This is a genomic window from Luteimonas padinae (genome assembly GCF_014652935.1).
GTDB classification, from domain to species: domain Bacteria; phylum Pseudomonadota; class Gammaproteobacteria; order Xanthomonadales; family Xanthomonadaceae; genus Luteimonas; species Luteimonas padinae.
Genome location: NZ_BMZT01000005.1, coordinates 1 through 12,938, shown reverse-complemented (window position 1 = coordinate 12,938; position 12,938 = coordinate 1). Strand labels below are relative to the sequence as shown.

At 72.2% G+C, this 12,938-nt stretch carries 11 protein-coding genes; 4 read left to right on the top strand and 7 right to left on the bottom strand.

Going from position 1 to position 12,938, the window contains the following annotated elements; genetic code table 11:
- Positions 1–14: 14 nt before the first annotated feature.
- Positions 15–1,931, top strand: a complete 1,917-nt coding sequence (locus tag IE168_RS06630; RefSeq protein ID WP_189496504.1) for a DUF7844 domain-containing protein — start codon at positions 15–17, stop codon at positions 1,929–1,931.
- Positions 1,932–2,086: 155 nt separating this feature from the next.
- On the opposite strand, the gene yeiP is transcribed toward IE168_RS06630, so the two are convergent.
- The 7 genes from yeiP to IE168_RS06595 form a co-directional block, all read right to left on the bottom strand.
- Positions 2,087–2,653, bottom strand: a complete 567-nt coding sequence (yeiP, locus tag IE168_RS06625) for an elongation factor P-like protein YeiP (RefSeq protein WP_189496502.1) — start codon at positions 2,651–2,653, stop codon at positions 2,087–2,089.
- Between the two features lie 10 nt (positions 2,654–2,663).
- On the bottom strand, positions 2,664–3,434 hold the full coding sequence (locus IE168_RS06620) for an SDR family NAD(P)-dependent oxidoreductase (protein ID WP_189496501.1): 771 nt from the start codon (positions 3,432–3,434) through the stop codon (positions 2,664–2,666).
- A 131-nt stretch (positions 3,435–3,565) separates the two neighbouring features.
- The gene (locus IE168_RS06615; RefSeq protein ID WP_189496498.1) at positions 3,566–6,106 is read right to left on the bottom strand and encodes a sensor domain-containing protein; all 2,541 of its coding nucleotides are present in this window, start codon (positions 6,104–6,106) and stop codon (positions 3,566–3,568) included.
- On the bottom strand, positions 6,103–6,987 hold the full coding sequence (locus IE168_RS06610) for a hydroxymethylglutaryl-CoA lyase (protein WP_189496914.1): 885 nt from the start codon (positions 6,985–6,987) through the stop codon (positions 6,103–6,105). The genes IE168_RS06615 and IE168_RS06610 overlap by 4 nt, the downstream gene beginning before the upstream one ends.
- A 16-nt stretch (positions 6,988–7,003) precedes the next feature.
- On the bottom strand, positions 7,004–9,013 hold the full coding sequence (locus tag IE168_RS06605) for an acetyl/propionyl/methylcrotonyl-CoA carboxylase subunit alpha (RefSeq protein ID WP_189496496.1): 2,010 nt from the start codon (positions 9,011–9,013) through the stop codon (positions 7,004–7,006).
- A gap of 60 nt (positions 9,014–9,073) precedes the next feature.
- Positions 9,074–9,457, bottom strand: coding sequence for a GxxExxY protein (locus IE168_RS06600; protein ID WP_189496493.1), 384 nt, complete (start codon positions 9,455–9,457; stop codon positions 9,074–9,076).
- Between the two features lie 90 nt (positions 9,458–9,547).
- Entirely contained in the window at positions 9,548–10,330 is a 783-nt protein-coding gene (locus tag IE168_RS06595) for an enoyl-CoA hydratase-related protein (RefSeq protein ID WP_189496490.1), read from the bottom strand.
- An 89-nt stretch (positions 10,331–10,419) separates the two neighbouring features.
- Between IE168_RS06595 and IE168_RS06590 the strand changes: the two genes are divergently transcribed.
- The 3 genes from IE168_RS06590 to IE168_RS06580 are packed head-to-tail and all read left to right on the top strand — an operon-like array spanning position 10,420 to position 12,805.
- Complete coding sequence (locus tag IE168_RS06590; RefSeq protein WP_189496488.1) at positions 10,420–10,713, top strand: FeoA family protein; 294 nt, start codon at positions 10,420–10,422, stop codon at positions 10,711–10,713.
- Positions 10,710–12,572 (top strand): ferrous iron transporter B, encoded by a 1,863-nt coding sequence (feoB, locus tag IE168_RS06585; RefSeq protein ID WP_189496486.1) that lies wholly within the window; start codon positions 10,710–10,712, stop codon positions 12,570–12,572. Before IE168_RS06590 ends, feoB begins: the two co-directional genes overlap by 4 nt.
- Positions 12,572–12,805: a DUF6587 family protein gene (locus IE168_RS06580; protein WP_189496485.1), complete on the top strand. Its 234-nt coding sequence runs from the start codon at positions 12,572–12,574 to the stop codon at positions 12,803–12,805. The genes feoB and IE168_RS06580 overlap by 1 nt, the downstream gene beginning before the upstream one ends.
- Positions 12,806–12,938 lie beyond the last annotated feature (133 nt).

The window sequence follows — 12,938 nt, the reverse complement described above, 5'->3', positions numbered from 1 at the left end:
CGACGGGCGGCGACATGCCCCTCGATCGAGCCGGACGGGCGCCCGGCGTGACGCGGAATGCGCCGGCCAGCGCCAGCGCCAGCGCCGCGCGGCTGACCTGGCTGGCGGCGCTGACGCTGTTGCTGGCGTTCGCCGCCTCACCGGCCGCCCGCGCGGAGCTCCGCATCGAGCCGGAGCCGGCGCCGTCCGCGCCCGAAGGGCGGTTCACGCGCGCGCTCGTCGACGAGGTGCTCGGCAGGCTGCCACCGCGGTGGCGGCGGCAGGAGCGGACGCTGCGGCTGGCCTGGCGCGACGATCTGCCCGACGGCGTGCACGGGCGTATCCGCGGCCACCGGATCGGGCTGTCGCGAGCGCTGCTGCAGGCGGAACCAGCAGCGGAATTGGCGGCTGAGGCGGTGGTCCCCGGCGAGGCGGCCGTTGCCGCCCTGGTGCACGAACTCGCCCACGTCTGGGACCGCGAGCACGGGCTGTCGCGCGATCCTCGCCTGCTCGACCTGGCCGGCTGGCAGGTGCGCCCGCTGTGGCCGGGCCGGACGCGGCGCAACCCGTTCGGCGCGCGCAGCCCGGATCCCTACGAGCTGCACTCGCCGGCGGAGTTCGTGGCGGTGAACCTCGAGCACTTCGTCCTGGATCCCGGCTACGCCTGCCGACGGCCGGCGCTGCACGCGTGGTTCGCGGCGCACTTCGGCTGGACGCCGCCGGCCACGCCGTGCGCGGACACGCTGCCCTGGGTCGATGGCGGCGCGCTGGCCGATGCCGCCGCCCCCGCGCTGCTGGAGCTGGATCCGGCGCGCGTGTACGCCGTCGACTACCTGCTGGCCGGCGACGGCGACGCGCTGATGAGCCGCTGGGGCCACAGCATGCTGCGCCTGGTGGTCTGCGCGCCGGGGCGCGAGCCCGGGCCCGACTGCCGCCTGGACCTCGACCATCACCGCGTGCTCTCGTTCCGCGCCTTCGTCGACGACCTGCAGCTGTCGAGCTGGCGCGGCCTGACCGGCGGCTATCCCTCGCGGCTGTTCGTGCTGCCGCTGCAGCAGGTGGTCGACGAGTACACCCGGGTGGAGATGCGGCCGCTGGACGCGATCCCGCTGGCACTGTCGCGGGAGGAGATCCAGGCGCTGCTGCAGCGCGCGGCGCGCGTGCACTGGAGCTACGACGGCCGCTACCGGTTCGTCGGCAACAACTGCGCGGTCGAGACCTGGAAGCTGCTGCACGACGGCGTGCCGCGCGCGGCGTCGGCGCGGCTCGACAGCATCACGCCGAAGGGGCTGCTGCGGCGCCTGCGCCGCGCCGGCCTGGTGGACGACGCGCAGGTGCCGACGGAGCCGTCAGAGGCGCTGCGCCTGGGTTACCGGTACGAACCCTGGAGCGCGCACTACCAGGCGCTGTACGACACCGCGCGCGCGGCCATCGGCTCGGGCCCGGCGGACGTGGAGTCATGGCTGCGCATGCCGCCGTCGACGCGCGCGCCTGCGCTGGAACGCGTGGACATGCGCGCGACCGCGGCCCTGCTGCTGCTCGAACAGGCCGCGCTGCGCCGCGAAGAGCAGCAGGCGCGCGACGTGCTGAAGCGGGCGGTGTTCCGCGCCGACGCCGGCGGGGCGCTGCCGGCACTGCTGGCCGAGGCGCTGCGCGAGGGCGGTGCCTTCGCCAGCCCCGCGGAGCTGCTGCCGATGGACGGCTACGGGTTGCCGCAGGCGCGCGAGCGCGAGGATGCGCGCGCGGGCGCCGAAGCGCGCGCCGCGCGCCTGCGCACGCTCGACCAGCGCGTGGAGGCGGCCGCGCACCACTGGCTGCCGTCGGCCAATCGCCACGCCCTCGAACAGACCCGCGCCAACATCGCCACCCTCGGCCGCCGCCTGCGCGAACTCCACAACGCCGCGGGCGGCCTCGCGCTGCCCGTCACCCCCGAAACCCCCGATCCCCTGTAACCCCTGTAACCCCTGTAACCCCTGTAACCGCTGTAACCGCTGTAGGAGCAGCTACAGCTGCGACCCGGTGCTGCCCTGCGCGGAGGGAGAGCCTGCCCACGCGGAAGAGCGGTCGCAGGCTGTAGCTACTCCTACAGGCAGGGATGCCCGCAGACTCAGTCCGCGCGGCCCGAGAACTCGCCGCTGGTGGTGTTCACCAGCACGCGTTCGCCGTTGACGATGTATTCCGGCACCTGGATCTCGATGCCGGTCGACAGCCGCGCCGGCTTCGGGCGCTTGGTCGCGGTGCCGCCCTTGAGCTCCGGCGGCGTTTCGACGACTTCCAGCGCCACCGTCTGCGGCAGCTGCACCGCCACCGGCAGCTCGTCGATGATCTGCACGTAGCAGCCGGTCAGGCCGTCGGTGATGTAGCCCGCGGCCTCGCCGACGACGTCGGCATCCAGCGTGTAGGGCGTGTAGTCCTCGTCGTCCATGAACACGAAGGCCTCGCCGTCCTTGTAGGAGAAGCTGACCTGCCGGCGCAGCAGTTCGACCTCCTTCAGCTCGTCGTCGCCGTCGAACGAGGCGTCGGTCTTGTTGCCGCCGGGCACGCTGTACATGGTGAAGCGGAAGCGCACGTTGCCGCCGCGGCCCTGCGGCGAGCTGCGCTCGATGTCGCGCACCTGGTAGACGGTGCCGTTGTGTTCGACCACGTTGCCCTTCTTGACGTCGTAAGCCTTCATCGCGTGTTCCTTACTTGGGGGCCAGGCGCACGGCGCCGTCGAGGCGGATGGTCTCGCCGTTGATGTAGCGGTTGCCGGCGATGTAGGCCACCAGGTCCGCGAATTCCTCGGGGCGGCCGAGCCGCGAAGGGAAGGGGATCGAGGCCGACAGCGACTGCTGCACGTCGTCCGGCATGCCGTCGACCATCGGCGTCCAGAAGATGCCCGGCGCGATGGTGTTGACGCGGATGCCGAAGCGCGAGAGTTCGCGCGCCATCGGCAGGGTCATGCCGACCACGCCGCCCTTCGACGCCGAATACGCCGCCTGGCCGATCTGGCCCTCGTAGGCCGCGACAGATGCGGTGTTGACGATCACGCCGCGCTCGCCGTCCTCGCCGGCGTCGTTGTGCTGCATCAGCTCCGCGCCCGCCTTGGCGACGTTGAAGCTGCCGACCAGGTTCACCATCACCGTGGACTGGAAGCGGCCCAGCGGCATCGAGCCCTCGCGGCCGAGCACGCGGCCGGCGCCGAGGATGCCGGCGCAGTTGACCACCATGTTCAGGCCGTTCAGGAAGTCCTTCGCGGCGGCCATGTTCGCGGCTACGGCGGCCTCGTCGGTGACGTCGGTGGCGAAGTAGCGGGCTTTGTCGTCGCCCAGCGCGGCGACGGCGGCCGCGCCCTTGTCGTCGTTGACGTCGAACAGCGCGACCCTGCCGCCGTCGGCGACGATGCGGGTGGCAACGGCGAGGCCGAGGCCGGAGACGCCGCCGGTGACGACGGCGCGGATGGAATCAGCTTGCATGGCGGTCCCGTAACCAGCGAAAACCCCGATTTTACTGGCCCGCCTGCAGGAGCGGCTATAGCCGCGACCGAGGCCGCGATCAGGGCCTCGATCAGGGCCGTGGCGAGGGCCAACCGCGGCTGTAGCCGCTCCTACAGGCGTTTCGCGAAGTCGGCGGGGGCCAGCCCCGGCGCGAACAGGAAGCCCTGGCCCACCGGAACGCCGAGCTCGAGCAGGAAGCGGCGCTGGGCCTCGTTCTCGATGCCCTCGGCCACCAGCGCCAGCCGCAGGCTGCGAGCGATCCCGGCCACCGCCTCGCACACCGCGACGTCGGACTGGTTGTCCGGGACCCCGGACACGAACATCGGACTGAGCTTGAGGCCCTGGATCGGCAGCCGGCGCAGGTAGTTCAGCGCGCTGTAGCCCTCGCCGAAGTCGTCGATGGCCAGGCTCACGCCCAGCGCGCGCAGCGCGGCGAAGTTGCCCAGGGTCTCCGGAGCGTCCTCGATCAGCACGCGTTCGGTGAACTCCAGCTCCAGCGCATCGCCGGGCAGGTCGAACTCGCGCAGCAGGCCGCGCACCGACGCCATGAGGTCGCTGCCCAGCAGCTGCCGGTACGACACGTTCACCGCCACGCGCACGATGCCCAGGCCGTCGTCGTGCCAGGCCGCGACCTGCCGGCAGGCCTCGCGCAGCACCCAGTCGCCGATGCGCACGATGTCGCCGGTGCCCTCGGCCTGGGCGATGAAGTGGTCCGGGCGCATTTCGCCCAGGCGTTCGCTGCGCCAGCGGATCAGGGCCTCGGCGCCAACCAACCGCCCGCTGCCGAGGTCGACCTGCGGCTGGTAGACCAGGTGGAATTCCTGATTGTCGGCGGCGTGGCGCAGCTGGGTCTCGAACTGCAGGCGGTCGCGCTGCGACTGCGCCAGCGCCGGCGTGTAGGCCAGGCGGCCGTTGCGGGTGCGGCGCTTGCTCTCGTACATCGCCGCATCCGCGTGCTGGATCAGCGTCTGCGCGTCCACGCCGTCCTCGGGCGAGCGCGCCAGGCCGATGCTGGCGGTGACCACGAACTCGTCGTTGCCGAAGCCGAAGCCGACCGCGAACGCGTCGAGGATCGCATCGGCCAGCCGCTCGGGGCGCGCCGGATCGTCGCCGCAGCCGCACACCACCAGGAACTCGTCGCCGCCGAAGCGCGCGATCTGGCCATCATCGCCCACCGCGCGGATGAGGCGCTGGGCGGCCGTGGCGAGCAGGTCGTCGCCCGCGGCGTGGCCAAGCACGTCGTTGACCAGCTTGAAGCGGTCGAGGTCGATGTACAGCACCGCCACCGGCTGCGCGCCTGCCAGCAGCCCGTCGATCTCTGCGAGCATGGCGTCGCGGTTGAGCAGGCCGGTCAGCGGATCGCTGCGCGCCGCCACGCGCAGCGTGTGTTCGCCGTGCTTGCTGACGGTGATGTCCTGCAGGGTCCCGGTGACCAGCGCGGAGCCCGCCACGCCGCGGCCGCGCTCGCCGATCACGCGCACCCAGAACGCCCGGCCGTCGGCGCGCTGGCCCTGCAGGTCGAGGTCGAAGCCGGTGGCTTCGCCGGCGTCCGCGAGTGCCTGGCGCAGGCGCGCGGCGTCGGGCGCCTGCAGGCAGGCCAGCATGGCGTCCATCGAATCGGGCGCGCGCGCGCGGTCGAGGATGTGCGCGGCTTCGCGGGTGAGGTAGAGCTGGCCGCTGGCGCGGTCCCACTCCCAGCCGCCGATGCTGGCCAGCGCCTGGACGCGGTCGAACAGCGCGCTGTCGCGCTTGAGCCCGGTGACGTCGGAGAACATCGACAGCACCTGGTCGGGGCGGTCGCCGCCGGCGGAGTAGTGCGGGATGGAGGTCACCGACAGCCACAGCAGTCGGCGCTGCTCGCGGTGGAACAGGCCGAGCACCGTGCTGCGCACGACGCGGCCCTCCTGCAGCGCGCGCATCGACGGGTATTCCTCCAGTGGCAGCTCGCTGCCGTCGGCGCGCAGCGCCATCCACTGTGCAGGCAGGCTGCCGTCGCGCGGCACCGCGGTGCCTTCGCCCACGCCCAGCATCCGCAGCGCCGCGGAGTTCGCGTGCAGCAGGCTGCCGTCCGCGGCCTGGATCACGATGCCCTTGTCGATCTGCTCCAGCAGGTCGTGGTAGCGCACCTCGGCTTCGCGGCGGCGGCTGAGGTCGCGCGCCACCGCCACCACGCAGCGCCGGCCGTCGTAGTCGACGCCGGCCGAATGCACTTCGACCGGGAAGCGCGTGCCGTCGGCGCGCATGTTGCTGACTTCGATCACGTAGGTCTCGCCGCGGTCGAGCGCTTCCAGCACCGGCCCCATGTGCTCCTCGGGAAGGTCCGGATTGAGCACGTGGATCGGCTGGCCGACGATCTCGTGCCGCGGCCGCCGGTAGGCCGCCATGCCGGCCCGGTTGAGGTCGAGCACGGTGCCGTCGGCGGCGATCACGCTGACCGGGTCCGGCACCGCGTGGAACAGCGCGTGGTAGCGCGTCTGCGCGTCCTTGACGTCGGCGCTGGCCGCGCGCAGCGCGTCGGCCGCCCTTGCCAGCAGGCGGCGGATGTCCGCCGGCAGCGATCCGTCGCGTGCCGCCGCTTCCAGTTCCGCCGGTACCGTGCCGCCGCCTTCGCCCGACGCCTTCGACAGCGGGTCCGGCGGCGGTCCGTTCACGCGGTGGCCCTGGCCCGCGTGACCCGGCTGCCGGTGGCACGCCCGAGGATGCCGGACAGCCACGCCCCGGTGTCGACCAGGGCATCGAGGTCGACGCCGGTCGCGATGCCGAGCCCATGCAGCATGTAGACCAGGTCCTCGGTGGCGAGGTTGCCGCTGGCGCCACGCGCATAGGGACAGCCGCCGGTGCCCGACACCGCGGCGTCGACTACCGCCACGCCCTCCTCGAGGCAGGCCAGCACGTTGGCCAGCGCCTGGCCGTAGGTGTCGTGGAAATGGATCGCGAGCGCCGGCATCGGCACCTCGGCCGCCACCGCCCGCAGCATGTCGCGGGCCTTCGCCGGCGTGCCGACGCCGATGGTGTCGCCCAGCGAGACTTCGTAGCAGCCCATCGCATGCAGCGCGCGCGCCACCCGCACCACGTCGGCCAGCGGCACCGCGCCCTGGTAGGGGCAGCCGAGCACGGTCGAGACGTAGCCGCGCACGCGCACGCCGTCGACGCGGGCGCGTTCGAGCACCGGCGCGAAGCGCTCCAGCGACTCGTCGATGCCGGCGTTGGTGTTGCGGCGGTTGAAGGCATCCGACGCCGCGGTGAACACCGCCACCTCGTCGGCGCCCACGGCGCGGGCGCGCTCGTAGCCCTGCAGGTTCGGCACCAGCACCGGATACGCCACGCCGGGCCGGCGCGCGATCCCGGCGAACACCTCGGCGGCGTCGGCCAGCTGCGGCACCCACTTCGGGCTGACGAAGCTGGTCGCCTCCACCGTGCGCAGCCCGGTGGCCGACAGCCGGTCGACGAGTTCGATCTTGGCCGCGGTCGGCACCATCGCGGACTCGTTCTGGAGTCCGTCGCGCGGGCCGACCTCGACGATGCGCACCATGGACGGAAGCGCCACCTCAGTCCTCCAGCGTGACCAGCACGGCGTCGGCGTCGACGAAGTCGCCTTCGCGGGCGCGCACCTCGCCGACCACGCCGTCGCGCGGCGCCTTCAGCGCGAGTTCCATCTTCATCGCTTCCATCACCAGCAGTTCCTGCCCCTCGCTGACACTGTCACCGGCCTGGACCCGCGTGACCACGATACGCCCCGGCATCGGCGCCGCAACCCGGTTGCCGCCGCCGGCGCCTTCGCTGCGCTCGGGCTCATAGGCCCCGACGCGCTCGAAGCGCCAGTGGCGGCGACCGTCGTGCAGGCGCACGGTGCCGCCTTCAGTGTCCACCTGGAAGCGCAGCCCCCGGCCGTTGAAACGTGCCTGGAGTGCGCCTGCGGCCATCGTCCCGCCTTCGACCGTCAGCGGTTCCGCGCCTTCGAGCTCGATCCGGTAGTCGCCGCCGGCGCCGTGCGCGACCGCGACGTGGCGGGCGTCGCCGTCGCCCAGGACCACCCGGCGCTGTCCGGCATGACCCAGCCGCCAGCCATCGGCGGCGGCCCAGGGCGAGCCGGGATCCCCGCTGCCGGCGGCCGCGCAGCGCGCCTCGGCCTCGGTGGCCAGCAGCATCGCGACCACCGCCGCGGCGCGCGCGTCGTCGCCAGCGCCGGCCTGGGCGCCGTCGTCGCCGATGAACTCGTCCAGGTGCCGGTCCAGATAGCCGGTGTCGATGCGGCCCTCGACCACCGCCGGATGCCGCGCCAGGCGCTCGAGGAAGGCGATGTTCGACTTCGGGCCCTCGATCACGCAGGCCGCCAGCGCCGCGCGCAGCCGCGCCAGCGCGCCGGTGCGGTCGGCGGCATGGACGATGAGCTTGGCGATCATCGGGTCGTAGAAGATCGTGACCACGTCGCCCTCGACCACGCCCGAATCGATGCGCACGCCCTCGGCATCGGCCGGCAGGCGCAGGCGCTGCAGGCGGCCGGAACCGGGCAGGAAGCCGGCGTCGGGATCCTCGGCGTACAGACGCACCTCGATCGCATGGCCGCGCTGCGGGATGTCGGCCTGCGCCAGCGGCAGCGGCTCGCCGGCGGCCACGCGCAGCTGCCATTCGACGAGGTCCAGCCCGGTCACCATCTCGGTCACCGGATGCTCCACCTGCAGGCGGGTGTTGATCTCCATGAAGAAGAACTCGCCCGAGGGCGCGACGATGAACTCAACCGTGCCCGCGTTCTGGTAGCCGATCGCGCGCGCGGCCAGCACCGCCGCCTCGCCCATGCGCGCGCGCAGCTCCGGCGTCAGGAACGGCGAGGGCGCCTCTTCCAGCACCTTCTGGTAGCGCCGCTGCGCCGAGCATTCGCGCTCGTTGAGATGGATGGTGTTGCCCTGCGAGTCCGCGAACACCTGGATCTCGATGTGCCGCGGCGACTCGATGTAGCGCTCCAGCAGCACCCGGTCGCGGCCGAAGGCGTTGCGCGCCTCGCGCTGGCAGCTTTCCAGCGCCGGCAGGAACTCTTCCGCCGAGCGCACGATGCGCATGCCCTTGCCGCCGCCGCCGTAGGCCGCCTTGATCATCAGCGGGAAGCCGACGCGCCCGGCCTGGCGGGCGAGCAGCTCCGGCGACTGCTCCTCGCCGGTATAGCCCGGCACCACCGGCACTCCGGCCGCCGCCATCAGCTCCTTGGCGCCGGCCTTGCTGCCCATGCGCCGCATCGACTCCGCCTTCGGCCCGATGAAGACCATGCCCGCCGCCTCGACCGCATCGGCGAAGTCCGGGTTCTCGCTCAGGAAGCCGTAGCCGGGATGGATGCCCTGCGCCCCGCTGGCCAGCGCTGCCTCGATGATGGCGTCACCGCGCAGGTAGCTGTCCTGCGGCCGCGGCCCGCCGATCGGATACGCCTCGTCGGCCAGCCTGACGTGCTGCGCATCCGCATCGGCCTCCGAGTACACCGCCACCGTGGTGATGCCCATACGGCGGGCGGTGCGGATGACGCGGCAGGCGATTTCGCCGCGATTGGCGATCAGGATCTTCGAGAGCATTTTTTTGGCCACGGATGAACGCGGATGGACGCGGATTTACACGGATAAAGCAGGGAGAGTCTAAGAGAAAACGCGGCGGCGGAATTCCGGGCGGGGGCCGAAGTTGAAGAGAAGCCCGAGGTGCACGCGGGTCGCCTTGAGGTAATTCAGGAGCTGGGCTTCGTGGGCGGGGGCGATCTGGACGGCTGCCTTGATCTCGATGAGCAGCCGACGCTCGACCAGCATGTCCGCGCGGAACTGGCCGACGACATGACCGTGAAAGCGGACGTCGATGGGCACCTGCTGCTCCACCCGCAATCCGCATTCGCGCAGCCGGACGGCCAGCGCCGCCTCATACACACTTTCCAGGAAGCCGTGCCCCAACTCGTTGTAGGTATCGAAAAACGCCCCGATCACCCGATCACTCAGCCGCCGAAGCACCAATGAACCGCGATCCGCATCCATGCGAAGTCCTCATCCATCAATCCAGCTTTTGCTCTATCCGTGAAAATCCGCGTCCATCCGCGTTCATCCGCGGCAAAAAATGCTCTTCCGTCATTCCACCCACGAAGCCGGACGCTTGTCGAGGAAGGCGCCCAGGCCTTCCTGGCCTTCGGGGGAGACGCGCAGGGCGGCGATGAGGGCGGCGTTGTCGTGGTCGAGGCGGTCGCGGTCGGGGGCGGCGGCGACTTCGCGGACCAGGCGCTTGGCGTCTGCGGAGGCGAAGGGCGCGGCCTTCAGCAGCAGGGCGATCTGGCGGTCGACGGCGGCGTCCAGCTCGTCCGCGGCCACCACGTCGTGCAGCAGTCCGATGCGCTGCGCTTCGGCGGCGTCGAAGATCTCGGCCGTGGCGAAATAGCGTCGGGCATTGCGGGCGCCGATCGCATTGATGACGTAGGGCGAGATCACCGCCGGCAGCAGGCCCAGGCGGCTCTCGGTCAGGCCGAACTTCGCCGCGGGCACGCCGATGGCGATGTCGCAGCAGGCCACCAGGCCGACGCCGCCGCCGAAGGCCGCGCCGTGGACGCGGGCGATTGTCGGCTTCGGCAGCTCGTCCAGGGTGCGCATCAAGCGCGCCAGGCGCAGCGAGTCCTCGCGGTTGGCCTCCTCGCTGGCGGTGGCCATGCCGCGCATCCAGTTCAGGTCGGCGCCGGCCGAGAACGAGGCGCCGGCGCCCTCCAGCACCACCGCGCGCACGGTGGGGTCGCGGCCCAGCGCCTGCAGCGCATCGGTCAGGCCGGCGATCAGGGCGTCGTCGAAGGCGTTGTGCAGGGCGGGGCGGTCCAGGCGCAGGCGCGCGACCGCGCCCTCGCGGGCCACCGTGAGGTTTGCCGACATGGGAAGGCCTCGAAAAAAGAAGAGGCGGAATGATAGCCGCCGGCCCGCATGCCCCTATAATGAGAACCATTCCCAAATGGATCCGCCCAGTGAGGCTTTCCGAACTTCCCCGCCGCGTCCGCGGCGTGGTCGAGCGCGTCGAGGCGCGCTCGGAGAACGATCCCATCGCCCGCCGCCTGCGCGAACTCGGCTTCGTTGCCGGCGAGGACGTGCAGGTCACCGCCGCCGGGCCGTTCGGCGCCGAGCCGCTGCTGGTGCAGGTCGGCTACACCCGCTTCGCACTGCGGCGCGATGAGGCCGCGCGGGTCGTGCTGGCGTCGCCGGGCGAAGCGGCGGACGCCGCCGGTGCCGCGGAACGCCGGGCCGGAGGTGCCGCCGCATGAGCGAGGCCACCGCTCCGGTCATGCGCCTGGCGCTGGTCGGCAACCCCAACTGCGGCAAGACCGCGCTGTTCAACCAGCTGACCGGCAGCCGGCAGAAGGTGGCGAACTACGCCGGCGTCACGGTCGAGCGCAAGGAGGGCCGGCTGCTCGCGCCCTCGGGCCGCAGCTATGCCGTGCTCGACCTGCCGGGCGCCTACAGCCTGGTGCCGTCGAGCCTGGACGAGGCGATCACCCGCGATCTCTGCCGCGGCTTCTATCCCGGCGAGCCGGCGCCCGACGTCATCGTCTGCGTGGTCGATGCCACCAACCTGCGCCTGCACCTGCGTTTCGCGCTGGAAGTCCGCGAGCTCGGCGTGCCGATGGTGCTGGCGCTGAACATGGCCGACGTGGCGGAGCGCCGGGGCATCCGCATCGACCGTGCGGTGCTGGAGGCCGAGCTGGGCGTACCGGTGGTGGAGACCGTCGCAGTGCGCCATGACGGCGCGGCGGCTCTGGTCGAAGGCATCGAGGCCATGGCCCGGGCGCCGCGGCCGCCGGCCGGGCGCCTCCACGGCGACGACGCGCTCCACGCCGAGACCCGCCGCTTGCTCGACCTCGCCGTCACCATGCCCAGCCGCACCGCGCACGTCGACGACGCGCTCGACCGCTGGCTGCTGCACCCGGTGTTCGGCCTGCTGACGCTGGCGGTGGTGATGTTCCTGATCTTCCAGGCGGTCTACGCCTGGGCGACGCCGGTGATGGACCTGATCGAGGCCGGCACGGCGTGGCTGGGCGAGGCCGTGGGCGGGGCGATGCCCGACGGCCCGCTGCGGAGCCTCGTCGTCGACGGCATCATCTCCGGCCTCGGCGGCGTGATCGTGTTCCTGCCGCAGATCCTGGTGCTGTTCGCCTTCATCCTGGCGCTGGAGGAGTCGGGCTACCTGCCGCGCGCGGCCTTCCTGCTGGACCGCATGATGGCGGCGGCGGGGCTGTCGGGGCGCTCCTTCATCCCGCTGCTGTCGAGCTTCGCCTGCGCGGTGCCGGGGATCATGTCCACGCGCTCGATCCAGGACCCGCGCGACCGCATCGCCACGATCATGGTCGCGCCCCTGATGACCTGTTCGGCGCGGCTGCCGGTGTACGCGCTGCTGATCGGCGCCTTCATCCCGGCGCGCACGGTGGCCGGCGGCTTCAACCTGCAGGGCCTGGTGCTGTTCGGGCTGTACATGGCCGGCATCCTCAGTGCGCTGGCGGTGTCGTGGGCGATGAAGCGCTGGCGCCGCGACAGGAGCGAGCATCCGCTGCTGCTGGAGCTTCCGTCGTACCGCGTGCCGCATCCGCGCGACCTGGCGATCGGGCTGTACGAGCGCGGCATGATCTTCCTGCGCCGCGTGGGCGGCATCATCTTCGCGCTGACCGTGCTGCTGTGGGTGCTGCTGACGTTCCCGGCGCCGCCGGCGGATGCGGTCGGGCCGGCGATCGACTACAGCTTCGCCGGCCGCATCGGCCACGCGCTGGCGGCGGTGTTCGCGCCGGTTGGCTTCAACTGGCAGATCTGCATCGCGCTGATCCCGGGGCTGGCGGCGCGCGAGGTGGCGGTGTCGTCGCTGGCAACGGTGTACGCGCTGTCGGCGGCGGACGACGAGGCGGCGAGCCAGGCGCTGCTGCCGATCATCAGCGACGGCTGGTCGCTGGCGACGGGGCTGTCGCTGCTGGTGTGGTTCATCTACGCGCCGCAGTGCATCGCCACCTGGGCGGCGATCCGTCGCGAGACCGGCTCGTGGAGGCTGATGGCGGCCAATGCCGTCGGCCTGTTCGCGCTGGCCTACCTGGCGTCGCTGGTGACCTACCAGGTCGCGACCGCGCTGGGAGCGGGCTGATGGATGCCGGGCTGGCGCTGCAGTACGCGGTGGTCGCGGCGGTGGTCGCGCTCAGCGCGTGGATGGTGCTGCGCCGGCAGTTCCCGGCCGCGGCGCGGCGCCTGCGCGTGGCGCTGGCGGTCCCGTTGGTGCGCGACGGCCGACCGGCGTGGATGCGCACGCTGGGGCGCAGGATCGCCCCGCCGGTGGCGGGCGGCGGCAAGGGCTGCGGCGGCTGCAGCGGCTGCGACTGAGCGCCGCAGCACCGCAGCACCGCATGCACATGACCGCATGCGCATGCCCATGTAGACACTCTGTTCTCGGTCAAGCCTGCAGGGTGGCGAAGAGCTTGGCACCATCGTAGGGGGCGGGGTTGCGGATGAGCGC